Source organism: Scytonema hankhaensis NUACC26, from assembly GCF_045865695.1.
Taxonomy (GTDB): domain Bacteria; phylum Cyanobacteriota; class Cyanobacteriia; order Cyanobacteriales; family Nostocaceae; genus Scytonema.
Map to the genome: position 1 here is coordinate 26920 of NZ_BAACAP010000208.1, position 16178 is coordinate 43097.

The window sequence follows — 16178 nt, forward strand, 5'->3', positions numbered from 1 at the left end:
ATTACGAGTATAAGGACTTCTGTGCATCTACCAGGCTTTTTTCTTTGTTAACGCTCAACACTTTAGCAGTTAACAGTCAAATATTCGTTTGAGGTTCATTGAGATGCTTCTGGCAGATGTAGTCATTAATAGTACTTACGATCCGCGCCTTGTCTTACTTTCAATTGTCATAGCAGTTTTTGCTTCTTATACGGCTCTAGATTTCGCGGGGCGAGTGAAAACAACTCGAGCAAAGGGTAGGCTAACTTGGTTGATTGGCGGTGCTGTTGTTATGGGTACTGGTATCTGGTCGATGCATTTTGTTGGTATGCTCGCTTTTCGGTTGCCGATACCAATGGTCTATGACGTATCTACTGTTATCATCTCTGTGTTACCTGCTATTGTTGCTTGTGGTAAAGCGCTGTTGCTGACGAGTCGTCAAGCTTTCAGCAAACAGCAATTGCTTGTGGGTGGGGTGTTAATGGGTATTGGTATTGCTGCTATGCACTACATTGGAATGGCAGCAATGGAAATAGATGCAACGACTCAGTACAATCCTTTCTTGTTTGCACTTTCTGTTACGATCGCAATTGGTGCGTCAATAGCAGCACTCTGGATTGTCTCTGAGCTAGGAAAGCGACCTCGCAAAGGCGATAGGTTGCCAAAAATTTTGAGTGCGCTGGTTATGGGAGGTGCGATCGCTCTAATGCACTATACAGGAATGGCGGCTGCTTCTTTTCACTCAACGAAGACTGTGAGTGCAGTTGCTACTAAAGATATGAACATTTCCTTCAACTGGCTGGCATTAAGCATCGGCATAGCGACACTTGTTATTCTTGGTTTTACTATCTTGACCTCTTACGTAAATCAAAAATTGCTCGCTCAACAAGCAAAACTCTTGGAACGGCAAGAAGCAGAAACTTTTCGCTCCCAACTCTTTACAAAAATAGCCCTCCGCATTCGGCAATCGCTAAATGTTGACGATGTTTTAAACACTTCTGTCCGTGAAGTTCAGCAAGCATTAATGATAGAGCGAGTGGTAATTTACCGCTTTAATCCAGACCAGACAGGCACGATTGTTGCTGAAGCAACAACATCGGATTTGGTAAAAACTTTAGGGCAAACTGTAAACGATCCATTCCGCAAAAATTATATAGAGATGTATAAAAATGGTCGAATTCGAGCCACAGATAACATTTACGAAGCTGGTTTTACAGATTGCCACAAAGAGATTTTAGAAGGTTTCCAGATTAAGTCAAATATAGTTGCGCCTATTATTACTAATAATGAATTACTAGGTTTAATATGCGGTCATCAATGTTCTGAATTCCGGAATTGGCAACAACCAGAAATCGATTTATTTCAGCAATTGGCAACTCAAATTGGTATTGCCCTAGAGCAAGCCTATCTTCTCCAGGAACTACAGCAAGCACAGGAAGTTTTAAAACTCCGCGATCGCGCCATCGCCAACGCTAGCAATGCCATAATTATTACCGATCCGCGCCTGCCTGACAATCCTATCATTTTTTGCAATCCTGCTTTTGAAAGTATTACAGGTTATTCACAACAAGAGGCTATTGGTCGAAACTGTCGTTTTCTACAAGGTCCAGAAACCGACCCCAAAGCGAGCGAGCAGATCCGCAAAGCAATACAATTGGGGCAAGAATGTCAGGTTGTCATTCAGAATTACCGTAAAGACGGGACTCCCTTCTGGAATGAACTGACGGTTTCTCCCGTTCGAGATACATCTGGACGAATTATAAATTTCATTGGTATACAAACTGATATCACTCAACGTAAGTGGATTGAAGAAGAATTAAAGTTGAGTAAAGAAATTCTCCAACAGAATTTATTAGAATTCATTAGCGATGTAGAAGAAGTCGCCAAAGGTGACCTGACAGTTCGGTCTGATATCGCAACTGGTGAAATCGGAATTGTAGCTGATTTTTTCAATACGATTATTGAAAGCCTGCGAGACACAGTGACAAGAGTTAAGCAAGCAGCCCGACAGGTAACTTACATTGTAGGAGAAAATTCCAAAGCAATTCGTAACTTAGCAGATGAAGCATTCGCACAAGCCGAAGAAATTATGCGAACTTTGGATGAAGTCGAGCGAATGAACCAATCTATTCAAGCCGTTGCTGATAGCGCTAACCAAGCCACAGAAGTTGCTCGTGCAGCCTCAGATACAGCTATAGCTGCAAGACAGGCAATGGAACTGACAGTTTCTAGTATATTAGATTTGCGAGAAGCTGTGACAGAAACAGCAGAAAAAGTGAGGAATTTTGGCGAATCATCCCAACAAATTTCCAAAGCAGTCACCTTAATCGAGCAAATTGCTACGCAAACAAACTTACTGTCTCTCAATGCTAGTCTTGAAGCCTCTCGGACTCCTGATGAAGATCGGGGATTCGGGCTCGTAGCTCAAGAAATCAATAAATTAGCTATGCAATCATCTCAAGCTAGTCAAGAGATTGAGTTTATAGCTCAAAACATCCAAGCAGAAACGAATGAAGTGGTGCAAGCGATGGAATTTGGAACCCATCGGGTTGTTGAAAGCGTTCAACTCGTGAAGGATACCAAACAAAGTTTAGAAAGAATTATGGAAATTTCTCATCGAATTGACGAATTGGTTCAATCAATTTCTCAAGCAACAGTATCTCAAGCGAGAACCTCTCAAGCTGTAGCTATGCTTATGAAAGAAATTGCTCGAGCTTCAGAACGCACTGCTAATTCATCGTCTATTGTGTCTTTGTCTTTAGAACAAACTGTAGATGTGACACAGCAATTGCAAAATTCCGTGAGCGTATTTAAAACTGGAGCATCAGCTGGTTATGCAATAGAACTGGTAGAGAACACATCTTTGAGGTAGTATTGCCGCAGTGCTTCTTAAAGTATATGAACATGGCTGAGACTGTGTACGTTAATCCGACAGCAGGAAGTGACAGTGCGGCTGGTAGCCAACAAGCACCGTTAAAAACAATTACTCAAGCCCTGAAGCGAGCTTCATCGGGTAGTCAGATTCAATTAGCAGAGGGTTCTTACAATGCTGCTAGCGGTGAAATTTTTCCACTCCACGTTTCCATAGCTGTCACGATTTTGGGAAATGAAAGTCATAAAGGTAGCAATGTGCTTATTGAAGGTAGTGGCGAATATCGTAGCCCTACCCTAGCAAAGCAAAATGTTACATTTATTCTGTCCTCCAATGGCACAGAACTTCGCGGAATAACACTGACAAATCAGACTAACCGTGGAGTTGCCGTTTGGATTGAATCAGTTGCTTCTACTATTTCTAATTGTACTTTCATCAATTGTAACCGTGACGGTGTTCTTGCCTCTGGGAATGCTCATGTCACCCTTATTGATAGTTTATTTACAGAGAATGCTACGAATTGCATTTCCATTATTCGCGACTCTCAAGGAGAAATTCGGGGTAATATTTGCTATAGATCGGGTTTTGGTATAGCTATCGGCGATCGCGCTTCTCCGATTCTTACAGATAATTATACTTACGAAAATCGTTCTGGAATTGTTATCTCCGGCGATGCCCATCCAGTCTTGCGAAATAATATTAGTGAAAGAAATACGGAAGATGGTGTAACTGTAACTTCTAATGCCTTGCCAGATTTAGGTAATACCAATGATTATGGAGGCAATATCTTACGCCTTAATGGTAAATTCGATTTACAAAATTCTGGTTCTCACAGACTCTTAGCTGTTGGCAATCAAATAGATCCAGGTAAAATCAAGGGATACGTAGAGTTAGTGTACAATCAAGCCCCTACTTTGACTCCTAAACCAATACCTGTTGTGACTCCAATTCCAAAACCCGTACCCGCACCTGCCCAAGTACCTCTGCCCCTACCTACACCTACTTCACTTACATCTATTTCACCTACACCTGTTTCTACACCTGTAAGTAGTTTTATATTTTTTACCCCTCCTCCAAAAAAATTAATTGATATGAAAAATCATTGGGCAGAGGAGTTTATTCAGAAATTATTTAAGTTGGAAATAGTCGTTGGTTTTCGCGATCGCACTTTCAAACCTGATGCTACCATAACGCGCTCGCAGTATGCAGCAATAGTTGTCAAAGCATTTAATCCACAGAGCAAACGGCAGGCAGTAGACTTTAAAGATGTACCGGGAAGTTTTTGGGGTTATAAGGCAATCCAGCAGGCATATGAAGGGCAGTTCATCTCAGCTTTTCCCAATAGCGCTTTTCGTCCCCATTTAAATATGAAACGATTGCAAGTTATTGTCTCTCTCGTCAACGGCTTGGAACTAAGCACCGATAAATTTACTGCCAACAATGTTTATACTGATTGGGAAAAAGTTCCAGAGTCTAAAAAGAAAGAGATAGTTATTGCTACGCAGAGAAGGATGGTTGTCAACTTTCCTAATCCAAAACATCTCAATCCCAACCGAGATGCTACCCGTGCAGAAGTTGCAGTTATGGTTTATCAAGCTTTAGTGGATGCCGAGCGAGAAGAGGCTATTGACTCTCCTTATGTAATATAGGGAACAAGAGCTAGAAAAGAGAGAGAATCTCTCTCCGTTTGCCCTAGACGGCGCACATTCTCTAACTTTCTATTAATTTCTATTTTTCTATTTAATAGTATTAATTTTAGTAACATCTCTTCTCAAAGCTACTCAACTTTTGATCTGTTGGCAATCTGAAAAAATAGTACATCTATCTATGGGTAGTAGTCAATGATTGAGCAGCAGTGAATTATCAATAAAGTATTTTCACATTTACATTCTTGATTTCCCTATTACCAATCTTATTAACTTTCTTACAAAAGATTCCTTTTGTAGGTGGATTGGAGATGATAATCAAGTATGCCCACTAGACAGCTAGCTCACACCTAGCTCCTAGCAGGACTTCCCCCTAATTGAACAAGCAACTAGGAGACGATCTCATGGTGTCAGAGTATCCCAGTTATTTTCATCCTAATGATGATAGAAGCAGCATTCCTACCTTGGAAGGATTACCTATACTTGTGGTAGACGATGATACTGATAATCTAATCTTAATGACTTTTATATTGGAACAGAGTGGTGCTAAAGTTATAACAGCATCATCAGCTATAGAAGCTTTAGAAGTTATCCAAAAATTTGAATTGCGTCTGTTGGTTGCAGATATTTCTATGCCACAAGTAGACGGTTATTCCTTAATACGTAAAATTAGAAATTTAAACTCACCGCAAAAAGATATTCCAGCGATCGCTGTAACTGCAATTGCAACAGAGGAAGGACGTAGTTTTGCTGTCACTTCAGGATTTCAAAGTTACTTAGTGAAACCGGTCGATCCGGATGATTTTGTGGCAGAAGTCATCAAATTGATTTGACGCCGCATGACTAGGAAGGTTCGCGCTCGCGAAACGCAAGCCGTACCCAGCTTATCGCGACTGAAACACGATAGCTTCTACCTTATAGGTACAATAAGGCTAGATTCACAACATGATGGAGACTGTACGTAAGGAAATCTATTGTATGCGCTCTCGGTTGCTAGCTTATGGAGTTGCGATTTTAGCAGCGACAGTCGCCCTTGTATTAACACAACTGCTTCTGTCTCTCCTAAATCCGCTAATATTTCCGTTGTTTTTTGCTGCTGTTGCAGCCAGTGCCTGGTATGGGGGATTGAAACCGGGATTGCTTGCGATCGCTCTATCTATTGGTTACAGCCGCTACTTCTTCATTGAGCCGACCCATTCATTCACCATCACGAGTGTAAATCACTTGGTACAATTGTTCGCATTCTCGCTAGTGTCATTTTTTATCGCGTTACTTTGCACGCAATTACGGAACGCTAACCAAAAAACCAAGACAAACTTACGGGCGTTACGAGAAGCCAATCAGCGAATTACACGGACTTTAGAAAATACCAGCGATGCTTTCGTAGCACTTGACCGAGACTGGCGCATTGTTTACCAAAATGTGGAAGCCGAGCGAATTAACGGCAAACCTCGTACAGAAGTTCTTGGTAAGACTCACTGGGAGGAGTGGCCTGCATCGGTAGGGACGAACGTAGAACACCAATATCGACGGGCAATGGCAGAACAAATTCCCGTCCACTTCGAGCATCATTTCTACCAACCTCCCACCTATAATTTGTGGATCGAGATTGACGCCTATCCTCATGAAGATGGTCTTGACATTTTCTTCCGTAATATCACTCATCGCAAGCAAACTGAAGCAACTTTGCGGCAAAGCGAAGAACGTTATCGTTATTTAGCAGAATCAATCCCGCAACTGGTATGGACTGCTGATGCTGATGGAATACTTACTGATGTCAATCAACGTTGGTCAGATTATACCGGGTTAAGCCTAGCCCAAGCTCAAACATTTGGTTGGGAAGCGATCGCACATCCTGACGATCTCCCAACTATTAGCCAAAATTGGGCAGCAGCGCAACACGCGCGTGTAAACTATCGAGCTGAAGGTCGGATGCGACGAGCAGATGGAGCTTATCGGTGGTATTTACACCAAGCTGTACCACTGAAAAACGAACAAGGGCAAGTTATTAAATGGTTTGGTACGGCAACAGATATTGAAAATCAAAAACAACTCGACCAACAACGCCAATGGTTGCTCGAGCAAGAACAAACTGCTCGTGCGGAAGCTGAAACTGCTAATCGGATCAAAGATGAGTTTTTAGCAGTACTCTCTCACGAGTTAAGATCTCCCCTCAATCCTATCTTAGGTTGGTCTCAATTACTCCTAAGCAGCAAGTTGGATGCTACAAAAACAATTCACGCACTACAAACAATCGAGCGCAATGCTAAACTCCAAGCACAACTGATTGAAGATTTATTAGATGTTTCTCGCATCTTACGTGGCAAACTTAGCCTTGCAATGGTTCCTGTCAATTTGGCATTGACGATTGAAGCAGCTATTGAAACAGTACGGTTAGCGGCTCAAGCTAAGTCAATTCAAATTGATACAGTTTTTGACTCAAATACCGGGCTGGTTTTGGGAGATTCAGCTCGCTTACAGCAAGCAATCTGGAATTTACTGACTAATGCCGTTAAATTCACTTCACCAGGAGGAAGGGTAAAAATTCAGTTAGAGTGCATTGACTGTCGAGTTCAAATTACTGTCAGCGATACGGGTAAAGGCATTCATCCTGACTTTCTGCCTTATGTGTTCGATTACTTCCGTCAGGCAGATGCGACAACAACTCGGAAGTTTGGCGGATTGGGGTTAGGGTTGGCAATTGTCCGTCACTTAGTCGAACTGCATGGTGGCACAGTTCGAGCCGAAAGTCCAGGGGAAGGGCTTGGAGCGACTTTTACCGTTTCTCTACCAGTGTTAAATGAAGACAACAGCATAAAAGATGAAGATAATTCCTCTTTGCTCGCACATGAAGCATTACCCTTAAGTGGTATGCAGGTGCTTGTGGTAGATGATGAAGCCGATTCAAGAGAGTTAGTTACTTTTATCCTAGAACAACGTGGCGCGATCGTTACAGCAGTTGCTTCTGCACTTGAAGCACTCCAAATTATGGCGAAAACTCAACCCAATGTGTTAGTTAGTGATATTGGGATGCCAGATATGGATGGCTATATGCTCGTGCAACAAATCCGAGCAATGCAAAGCGAGCAAAACAGTCAGTTAAAAGCGATCGCTCTGACTGCCTACGCAGGAGAGATAGATCGGCAAAAAGCACTTGCTGTAGGGTTTCAAGATCGTGTTGCCAAGCCAGTAGACCCCGATCGATTAGTTGAAGCGATTATTAGCCTTACCAGTCTAACATCATATTCTTAAATTTGGAGCATTCCAATATGGAAAAAATCAATGGGTCTGGTTCCTGCTTTATGCAACACCTAGTTAACACGCGGAGGTTAACTAGCTAACGCACAAACACAGTTACCAGACCCAATATAGGTTTGAGCTGTTCAACAGAAAATCTTAGCGCCTACCACGGTTGGGTACGAGGTTAAGATAATCCAGGTCAAAAGCAGAAACACGTTGAGCGTAGTTACCTTTTGTATTGAGGGATTCTGCCAAATCGCGATACTTACGCGGATCGCCTTCTGGAAGTCTCCGTTCTTGGGACTTGCGGCTGTAGAAGTTGTCCAGAGTAAAGCGCCAATCGGTAGTTACGGTACCTGCTACTTCTTGGAAGTCTTCGCCATAGCGAGGAGTCACCAAGTTAAAGGGACGACCTTCCATACGCTTACGTTGGTAAGGAACGGTATTGTCACCAAAGTTATCGGTGTACTCTTGACTATCGACAAGCGCATCAACAAAACCTTTAAAGCCTAAGGTAGCGATTTTAATTGACCAAGCAATTTCCTCGTCTTTATTGTAAGCCTCGCGACCTAACAAACGCTTGAGGCAAATGTCTACCAAACGGTAATTATTATTGACAGAGACTACCAAACGGTAAAAAGCTTCAGATTGAGCTAAACCGCGAATGAAGTCACGTACAGTAATTGAACTATTTTTCAATTGAGACTCTAGGTTTTGTTGGCGATTAAAGCTCAAAATCTCATGCTCGCTAAAGACTTGGCGATATCCTGCCCAAATGATATTTTGAATGTCAGTGTAACTGCTAACATCTTCTAAACGATAGATATATGGTGTATCTTCGTTTAGGTCGGCTTTACCAAAGCTCTTAACCCGTTGATTTTGGCTGCTTGGTTTGTATTGAAGTAATGGCAATGCCATGCTCTGTTTTTCCTCGTAAACTAACTATGCTAAACAAAGAATTGGCTTGATAGAAGAGGCTGAATATCCTCTTTCTTTATTGTCCCGCATTCAGTGACCAGTGACCACTAAACAGTGAGCAGTGACCAGTAATCACCTGACCAGTGACCAGTAATCACCTGACCAGTGACCACTAACCACTAACTACTAACTACTAACCACTAACCCTTTACCGAATTGGGAAACTTGCAGTGGGGCTAATGGAAACAGGAATTCCCTCTGGCTTTGTTTCCCGTGTTGTATCGGGAATGTTGATGCTTGCTGTGTTTACTGGTGTGAATTTAACTGGAGTAATTTTGATGGAACTTGCCATTTCCAAAAAGTTATTGATATCTCCCCACTTATAGCGCTCGTCTTCCTCTTTGTCTCGCCAGTAATTACCGTAGCGAGGTGTGACTAAATTAAAAGGTCTGTCTTTAAAGCGACGGCGTTGGTAGGGAACTGTATTTTCACCAAAACTGGTTACATACTCTTCGCTGTCTAATAAAGCATCAACAAAGCCATCAAAGCCTAAAGTGGCAATTTTAATTGACCAAGCAATTTCTTCGTCTTTGTTGTATGGCGCACGTCCTAACAGCCGTTTCAAAGTCACTTCTACAACACGGTAATTAGAATTTGTCTCAACCACTAGACGGCGATAAGCTTCTGACTTAGATAACCCTCTAATAAAGTCCCGTACAGTGATGGCGCGGTTCTTCAGTTGAGATTCTAAATTGCTCTGACGGTAGAAATTTAGGATTTCGTGTTCGCTCACAACTTGTCGATAAGCTGCCCAAATGAGTTGTTGAATTTCACCATCAGAAGGAGAATCTTCCAAACGGTAAATTCTGGGAGTATCTTCGTTAGGCACTTCGTAACCAGCAACTCTCTGGTTTTGCGAACTGGGTTTATATTGCAGTAAAGGGATTGTCATATTTATTATTTGTCCTTTGTCATTGGGTATTGTTTTTCCCTATTCCCTAAGTTGTTTTATTTCCAGGAATGTAACTGTAAGGTAAATTCACTTTCGTGGGTTTTACAGTTGGTTGGGCTGCTGTTTGGCTATATGCTTCAGGTAACTCTACGTCGGCAATGTAGTTTCTTGCTCTGTCTTGCGATCGCTGGTAGTTTAAGCCACCAGGAGCAATACTTGCAGCCATTGTTAAGAAGTTAGAAGGAATAGATCCACGCACGCCTCTTTGTACTGATTGTCCTGTAACGTTTGCTTGGTAATAACTCTTACCTCCCAAATATATTGACAACTGCTGGTTGCGCCAGTAGTCCGCGTAGCGAGGATTCACTAAGTTGAAGGGTCTATCTTTGAAACGACGGCGTTGGTAAGGAACTATATCATTGTCGAAGTTTTGGCGGTATTCGTCACTGTCTACTAGGGCGTCAATGAACCCACTCAAGCCTTTTGTTGCAATGACAATAGACCACGCAATTTGCTCGTCTTTGCCATAGGTGGCACGTCCTAAAAAGCGCTTAAAGCTGATGTCAACTAAGCGATAGTTGGAGTTGGTGTCTCCTACAAGTGACCGATAAACTTCTGACTTACCCAATCCCCGGATAAAATCTCGGACGTTAATTGCCCGATTTCGCAATTGCGATTCTAAGAAGGGCTGGCGGTAGCTGTCTAAAATGAGGTGTTCGCTGAAAATTTGTCGGTATCCTGCCCAAATAATGGCATCAATATCAGCGTTTGAGATAGCGTCTGTTGAGCGGTAAATTTGTGGAGTGTCTTCGTTAGGCACTTCATAGCCCTCAACACGCTGGTTTTGCGTGGTTGGTGTGGATTGAAGTAATGGTATTGACATCTTTACTTTTACCTTGTTTTATGATATCTGGGGATTGGGGATTAGGGATTGGGGATTGGGGATTGGGGATTGGTAAATTGCTTGGTTACTAGTCACTGCACACCGGTCAGGTGGTCACTGGTCAGGTGGTCACTGATTTTGCTACCAGCACGCGAGCGCGGATTGCTTTTTCGGCATCGTTGGTTAGCATTTCTTCAAATCTAGTCTTAATAGAACTTTGGAGTTCGGGTATTTTCGCTAGTGCTTGCAAGCCAACAACGGCGGCATAGCGAATTGACCAGTCCGAGTCTTGCGTTAAGGCTTGCAGGGCATCCACAGCTCTGATTTGAGCTGATATGCGATCGCTTTGAGTCAACTTGTGCCATTGCAAAAAGCCCAACCCCTTAGCGGCTGCACGGCGAACAGTGGGTGCAAAATCTGTAGCAGATGCTGTTAACAACACATCTAAGGCGCGGGGGTCCCCTATCGCAGCTAAAGTACGAATCGAGTAAGCCCGTGCGCCATAGTTATAATCATCTATGTTTTCCAGCAACTGTGGCACTGCAACCTCTCCTAATTCTGTCAGTCCGGTAACTGCCGCTACTGCTGCCCCTGGATTGTTGTATCCAAATACGGCAATTAGGGTGGGAATTGCTACCGGATTTTTTGCTGCTGCCAATTTTTGCACTGCCGCCACCATTCGCGCAGGGGAGTCCGCTTCGGTAACGGCGCGAATTAATTCTTGGGTGTTCGTCATTGGTCATTAGTCATTGGTCATTAGTCATTGGTTATTGGTTATTGGTCATTAGTCATTAAATAAGGACAAACAACAAATGACAAAGGACAAATAACAAATGACTACAACAATGAATCCATCAAGTTTATGACTCGAATAGCATCATCACTTAGTGACAATGCTTTGGACTCCTCATCATTGAGTTGACTTTCCAATAAGCCTTTGAGAGCAATCAATTTGAAGCTATTCTCTACGGTGGCATTGGCAATTGCATCTGCGGCTGCTACGTACCCTATTGCTCCTAAATCTCCTAAGGCTACACGGCGCAATTGCAGGTTACTGTTGTCCAGCACTTTCACCAAACGTTCCCCATATTGGGGGTCTTTTGCGAGCTGGTACATTGCCCTGTTTGCAGCACACTGCACTCTTGGAACTGGATGCTCGATAAAGGGTTGAATTAAGGGAATAGCCTCAGTAGCACCAATTGCTCCTAAGGCTTCAAGCACCGCTTCATATGGCTGGGTTAGATGGGGGCGTCCCGGTACCTGGATGGCAGCTGCAACACCCCCTTCTAACAATTGCATCAGCGGAGTGGCGGCGTTAGGGTCGCGTAGCATTTCCAGAGACTGGGCAGCTGCTTCCCTTACGTAAAAATCGGAGCATTCCAAACACTTGATGAGTGCTGGTACTACTCTCTCGTTGCCTATTTTCCCCAGTGCTCTTGCGGCATTGCGTCGCAGAGGGTAACCTCCAAGTTCTGTTCGATCGGCTTCATCCTCTAACGCTGCAATCAGAGCATCCACAGATTCTGTTGAACTAACTCGAAACCTACCCAGCCACCAAGCTGCATAGTAGCGAAGACTTAAATCTGACGACCGCAGGTTGGCAATTGCTTGCTCTATTGTTAGCGGTTGCGTGCTTTCTACTGAATACTCTTCTGCACTGGGTTCTATCATTGATAGACTTTAGTTGGCTTCTTCGGCAGTTAAAGGTTCAATTTTTACAATCTTACCACCCATACGGGTAATGCGCTGCATTTCTTCGTTCATGCGGCTGTAGGGTACTGTGATATACACGCTTCCACTACGGCGGATATCGTAATTGTTCTTGTCGTTCTCTTCATTTTGACGCAAGCCAACGACTTCGTAACGGAAAATCCGGCTACCTGCACTAGAAATACCACCGGTTCCAACTGTGGTTTGTCCGAACATAACTTGTTATATCTCCTTTTGTTTAGTAGCTACTAGCGATTGGGGACTGGGGACTGGGGGTACATTCTTCTCCTATCCCCAATCCCTAATCCCTAATCCCCTATCTCCAATTAAGCAGGGTTGATGCTGACAATTTTGCCGCCTTGGCGCTGAAGTTGTTGTAACTTCTCAGAAAGTCTTTCGTATGGCACAAATATCGCGGTGCTGCTGCGGCGTACCTTGGGATAGCCCGGACTCAATAGCCCTGCTACTTCAATTCGGTAAACGCGATCGCCTTGACCTACAGCGTTTCCTAAATTCTTCCGAGGCGCAACATCATTTGATGCACGGTAGCTCCAGTTCTCGTTACTACCCGAAGGTCCCACGATGGAGGATGCACTGTTTGTTGCTAGTTCGCGAGCCAGACGAGAGGTTTTTCCTTCTACTTGAGCGCGATCGCTATTGGCATAACCACGATATAACCGGAACATCCGGTTAAATCCAACTGTTTTTTGTCCTGCTTGAGTTGCAAAACCGCGATAGTATGGTACTACGTTGTCGCCGAAGTTAGTTTGATACTCTACAGAATCAATATAAGAATCTATTTCGGCATCATACCCTTGGTTTTGGTACAAATCTAAGTGGTAAACCACTTCAGATTCATCATAAGGAGCACGACCCAACAAATGTTTGTAGTTGAGTTCGATTATTCGAGTTTGGAAACTGTTGTAGAAAAATTTCTTCTTGTAAAGTTCTGACTTGGCAACGCTACGCACGAACTCCCGGACTGTTAGATTTCCATCTCGCAGGAGTGATTCGGCGCTCTTGAGACGTTCTGATGCCATTAAATAGTCATTACCCAAAACCTGCCGATACACGGCACGAATCACCGCTTCGATATCGTCTTTGCTGGCGTTAAGGCGTAGTTCTACTCGAGGTGAATCACTAAAAGCCTCAGTCCCCAGCCTGGATGCTGCTGCTGTAATCGCCATTTTTCTTTCCCCCTATTTCTTTAGCACTTTAGCTAATACCATTTTGGATTTTTGATCTTAGATTTTGGATTGAAAAAGTCTTACCTAGACTTTATTTAGTCCAACTATCTATCGCATTCTTTGTTCAAATTGGTCTAACTACAAGAGTGCTTTGATAAGTATTTTTTATCTTTCCCCAGGTAAAACAATGCCCGGAGCGCGATCCAACTGCTAGGTGAACTCATCCAGCACTTGCATCCCTCTCCGGGCAATCCGCAATCTAGCTTAGAGCGTTGATAGCGTAATCAATGTAGGTGTTAGCTTCGTTAGCAGCTTGACCAGAGAGACCGTGGTTGGATTTGATGTGCTTGAGAGCTTCTACGTACCAGCTTCCAGATAATTCAAAGGAGCGGTTGATTTCATCTAAACCAGCAATCAAGTACTCATCCAATGGACCGGTACCACCAGCAACCAAGGAGTAGGTAACAATCCGCAGGTAGTGACCAACGTCACGAGCACACTTGGACTTACCACGAGAATCAGCAGCGTACTGAGGTCCTTGCATTTGGGTTGTGTAAGGGAACTTCTGATAAACTGCTTGAGTTGCACCGTCAATTAGACGCTGAGCGTTGGATGTTAAAGCACGAGCAGCTTCCAAGCTTGCTGCTGCACGCTCGAAACGACCGTTAACAGCTTGTAATTCGGTGTTGCTCAGAAAACGTCCTTGGGTATCAGCGGCTGCAATTGCTTCGGTAATTGGGGTTTTCATGGTGTACAATCTCCTTGGTGTTACATTTCTTTATGCCTAGATACCTTTTGTTAGGTTCTGGGCTTTTCTTGTGCTATTAGGCAACGGCAGCAGCAGCGCGATCGAAGTAGCTAGCTACTTCAGAAATCAATGCACTGCAATCACCAGGGGTGATACCTGCGGGGTCGTTAGCAATTTTGATTGCAGAGTCTTTCATTTTTTGAACGCCAGCTGCAACGGAAGAACCAGGGGTACCCAATGCTTGGTATGTTTCGCGCAAGCCGTTCAAGCAGCGGTCATCCAATACGCTAGCGTCACCTGCTAAAATTGCGTAGGTAACATAGCGCAAGATGATTTCCATGTCGCGCAAACAAGCAGCCATACGACGGTTGGTGTAAGCGTTACCACCAGGAGCAATCAATTGGGGCTGCTCTTCAAACAAAGCACGAGCAGCGTTGGTAACGATGGTGGAAGCATTGCTGGTGATCCGGTTTACGGTATCCAGACGCTTGCTGCCGTCTTTAACCAGGTTGTTGAGAGCATCTAGTTGCTCGCTGCTCAAAAATTCACCTCTGGAGTCGGCTTGAGAAACCACCTTAGCAAATGCGTCTAACATGGACTTTTTTCTCCTAATCGCTTAGTTGAGTGCTGTCTTGATTAAAACTGAGATTGTTTTATGAATGAGTGGAATGGTAAACAACAGATACCGAACTAAACTGTTTCTCTTCTTTACGTTCCTCATCTCTAGCCTGCCTGAGCATTAACGAGAGATTATGAGAAACTGGGGTGATTTTATGAGAAACTGGCAAACCTTATAAATTGATTGCCTCATTTAACTTTCGTCTGTTCTTTAACCCCTCCAGATTATGTTTATACAACGCTATTGGGGCATTATCTGTTACAAATTATGAAGAAATGAGATAGACCAATAAGAAAAGCCTCAAATCCTTTACATATAAGAGACTCAGGCTGAGAAAAGAAAAAATATCTGTAACAAAACTTTATATTCTTTTTTCCAAAAACATGATTTTGGCTTATTAATAATTTTTTTATTTTTGATAAGACCTAGTGAAGACAACATATTGCAGTTTCTCACTGTTTCCGAGCGCTCAAATCGTTATGTAAATCTTTCTTAACAAAACGACTCCAAATATTTCTGTAATTTTATAAATTTCTTTCTGAGAAGAGAAGGTCGGAGCAAAAAGCACAGGAAAAAAGGCACAATCTAAATTTTTAATAAAAAATATTGATTTTTTTTTGATGTTCTGATAAGCAAGTTTACAAATAGCAAAATCTCGGAGATGCAATATCCCCGGCTTTTTAAGGAGGAAAACTGTAAGGGACTTCCAAAGAAAAAAATAACCAACTTTCTCTTGTGGTACGGGCGTCTCGCCCGTCACTAATAAAGAACGGGCGAGGACGCCCGTACCACAAATCGAAGAAGTTATGTCAACCTCCTAAAGCTAGATTGACTCGCGATCGCACAACTTTATCGGTCTCCTGCTCGAAAGCCATCTGTAAAGCAGAGTATGCTTCTGGCGTTGCAATTTCTTGTAAAGAGACTGCGGCTGCGTAACGCAATCCCCAATCTTCAGGAATAAGTAAGGCCCAAGTTAGTTTTTCTACCGCATACTGAATCACAGTGGGGTTATCGGTAGTACAACATATTTTGCCCAATCCTCGTGCTGCAATACGACGGACATTGCCCTGGCAATGGTTAGCAACTGCTGTACCCACAACATCCCCTAGTAACTCTATTGCTCTAGGATCGCCAATTTGGGCCAAAGCTTGAATTATGTTTGCTTGTAAGCCTTGATCCGTAGAACTATGATAAGCAGAAATCAGTGGTTCTACCGTTGCAGGTGCAAGCTTTACTAGAGACTCAACAACCGTTAAGCATTGGTGAGTCTGGTTGTTGTTCAAAGCTTGGATTAATGCAGAGATGTTTGTCATTGGTTATTGGTCATTGGTCATTTGTCATTGGTCATTAGTCATTTGTCATTTGTCATTGGTTATTGGTCAGTTATATTACTAGATAGGCGAGAAAAAATAACAAAATGTGGT

14 protein-coding genes are annotated in these 16178 nt (G+C 43.1%); 4 read left to right on the forward strand and 10 right to left on the reverse strand.

Going from position 1 to position 16178, the window contains the following annotated elements; translation table 11 throughout:
* Positions 1 to 103 precede the first annotated feature (103 nt).
* From ACKTT2_RS25710 to ACKTT2_RS25725, 4 genes are all read left to right on the forward strand, one after another.
* Positions 104 to 2851 carry an MHYT domain-containing protein gene (locus ACKTT2_RS25710; protein WP_407891881.1) on the forward strand — a complete coding sequence of 916 codons (2748 nt, stop codon included), beginning with the start codon at positions 104 to 106 and terminating at the stop codon, positions 2849 to 2851.
* 32 nt (positions 2852 to 2883) lie between these two features.
* The gene (locus tag ACKTT2_RS25715; RefSeq protein WP_407891884.1) at positions 2884 to 4500 is read left to right on the forward strand and encodes a DUF1565 domain-containing protein; all 1617 of its coding nucleotides are present in this window, start codon (positions 2884 to 2886) and stop codon (positions 4498 to 4500) included.
* Between the two features lie 374 nt (positions 4501 to 4874).
* Positions 4875 to 5330 (forward strand): response regulator, encoded by a 456-nt coding sequence (locus ACKTT2_RS25720; RefSeq protein WP_407891886.1) that lies wholly within the window; start codon positions 4875 to 4877, stop codon positions 5328 to 5330.
* A gap of 112 nt (positions 5331 to 5442) precedes the next feature.
* Positions 5443 to 7749, forward strand: coding sequence for a hybrid sensor histidine kinase/response regulator (locus ACKTT2_RS25725; RefSeq protein ID WP_500691400.1), 2307 nt, complete (start codon positions 5443 to 5445; stop codon positions 7747 to 7749).
* 144 nt (positions 7750 to 7893) lie between these two features.
* On the opposite strand, the gene cpcG4 is transcribed toward ACKTT2_RS25725, so the two are convergent.
* From cpcG4 to ACKTT2_RS25775, 10 genes are all read right to left on the reverse strand, one after another.
* Positions 7894 to 8655, reverse strand: coding sequence for a phycobilisome rod-core linker protein CpcG4 (gene cpcG4 / locus ACKTT2_RS25730; RefSeq protein WP_407891888.1), 762 nt, complete (start codon positions 8653 to 8655; stop codon positions 7894 to 7896).
* A 208-nt stretch (positions 8656 to 8863) separates the two neighbouring features.
* Positions 8864 to 9607, reverse strand: a complete 744-nt coding sequence (cpcG2, locus tag ACKTT2_RS25735) for a phycobilisome rod-core linker protein CpcG2 (RefSeq protein ID WP_407891890.1) — start codon at positions 9605 to 9607, stop codon at positions 8864 to 8866.
* A gap of 46 nt (positions 9608 to 9653) precedes the next feature.
* Positions 9654 to 10490 carry a phycobilisome rod-core linker protein CpcG1 gene (gene cpcG1, locus ACKTT2_RS25740; protein ID WP_407891892.1) on the reverse strand — a complete coding sequence of 279 codons (837 nt, stop codon included), beginning with the start codon at positions 10488 to 10490 and terminating at the stop codon, positions 9654 to 9656.
* A gap of 121 nt (positions 10491 to 10611) precedes the next feature.
* Positions 10612 to 11226 (reverse strand): C-phycocyanin alpha-cysteine-84 phycocyanobilin lyase subunit CpcF, encoded by a 615-nt coding sequence (cpcF, locus tag ACKTT2_RS25745; protein ID WP_407891894.1) that lies wholly within the window; start codon positions 11224 to 11226, stop codon positions 10612 to 10614.
* Positions 11227 to 11327: 101 nt separating this feature from the next.
* On the reverse strand, positions 11328 to 12161 hold the full coding sequence (gene cpcE / locus ACKTT2_RS25750; protein ID WP_407891896.1) for a C-phycocyanin alpha-cysteine-84 phycocyanobilin lyase subunit CpcE: 834 nt from the start codon (positions 12159 to 12161) through the stop codon (positions 11328 to 11330).
* A gap of 9 nt (positions 12162 to 12170) precedes the next feature.
* Positions 12171 to 12416 (reverse strand): rod-capping linker protein CpcD, encoded by a 246-nt coding sequence (gene cpcD / locus ACKTT2_RS25755; RefSeq protein ID WP_407891898.1) that lies wholly within the window; start codon positions 12414 to 12416, stop codon positions 12171 to 12173.
* Positions 12417 to 12526: 110 nt separating this feature from the next.
* Complete coding sequence (locus tag ACKTT2_RS25760; protein WP_407891900.1) at positions 12527 to 13387, reverse strand: phycobilisome rod-core linker polypeptide; 861 nt, start codon at positions 13385 to 13387, stop codon at positions 12527 to 12529.
* A 259-nt stretch (positions 13388 to 13646) separates the two neighbouring features.
* Complete coding sequence (cpcA, locus tag ACKTT2_RS25765; protein ID WP_407891902.1) at positions 13647 to 14135, reverse strand: C-phycocyanin subunit alpha; 489 nt, start codon at positions 14133 to 14135, stop codon at positions 13647 to 13649.
* Positions 14136 to 14211: 76 nt separating this feature from the next.
* A complete protein-coding gene (cpcB, locus tag ACKTT2_RS25770; RefSeq protein ID WP_407891904.1) occupies positions 14212 to 14730 on the reverse strand; it encodes a C-phycocyanin subunit beta in 519 nt (172 codons plus the stop codon).
* A gap of 833 nt (positions 14731 to 15563) precedes the next feature.
* Positions 15564 to 16067 carry a HEAT repeat domain-containing protein gene (locus tag ACKTT2_RS25775; protein ID WP_407891906.1) on the reverse strand — a complete coding sequence of 168 codons (504 nt, stop codon included), beginning with the start codon at positions 16065 to 16067 and terminating at the stop codon, positions 15564 to 15566.
* Between the last annotated feature and the right edge of the window lie 111 nt (positions 16068 to 16178).

Bases quoted from the DNA above. Each gene is read 5' to 3' on its own strand.
- ACKTT2_RS25710 (WP_407891881.1), top strand. From the start codon at position 104: ATGCTTCTGGCAGATGTAGTCATTAATAGTACTTACGATCCGCGCCTT.
- ACKTT2_RS25715 (WP_407891884.1), top strand. From the start codon at position 2,884: ATGGCTGAGACTGTGTACGTTAATCCGACAGCAGGAAGTGACAGTGCG.
- ACKTT2_RS25725 (WP_500691400.1), top strand. From the start codon at position 5,443: ATGATGGAGACTGTACGTAAGGAAATCTATTGTATGCGCTCTCGGTTG.
- cpcG4 (WP_407891888.1), bottom strand. From the start codon at position 8,655: ATGGCATTGCCATTACTTCAATACAAACCAAGCAGCCAAAATCAACGG.
- cpcG2 (WP_407891890.1), bottom strand. From the start codon at position 9,607: ATGACAATCCCTTTACTGCAATATAAACCCAGTTCGCAAAACCAGAGA.
- cpcG1 (WP_407891892.1), bottom strand. From the start codon at position 10,490: ATGTCAATACCATTACTTCAATCCACACCAACCACGCAAAACCAGCGT.
- cpcF (WP_407891894.1), bottom strand. From the start codon at position 11,226: ATGACGAACACCCAAGAATTAATTCGCGCCGTTACCGAAGCGGACTCC.
- cpcE (WP_407891896.1), bottom strand. From the start codon at position 12,161: ATGATAGAACCCAGTGCAGAAGAGTATTCAGTAGAAAGCACGCAACCG.
- cpcD (WP_407891898.1), bottom strand. From the start codon at position 12,416: ATGTTCGGACAAACCACAGTTGGAACCGGTGGTATTTCTAGTGCAGGT.
- ACKTT2_RS25760 (WP_407891900.1), bottom strand. From the start codon at position 13,387: ATGGCGATTACAGCAGCAGCATCCAGGCTGGGGACTGAGGCTTTTAGT.
- cpcA (WP_407891902.1), bottom strand. From the start codon at position 14,135: ATGAAAACCCCAATTACCGAAGCAATTGCAGCCGCTGATACCCAAGGA.
- cpcB (WP_407891904.1), bottom strand. From the start codon at position 14,730: ATGTTAGACGCATTTGCTAAGGTGGTTTCTCAAGCCGACTCCAGAGGT.
- ACKTT2_RS25775 (WP_407891906.1), bottom strand. From the start codon at position 16,067: ATGACAAACATCTCTGCATTAATCCAAGCTTTGAACAACAACCAGACT.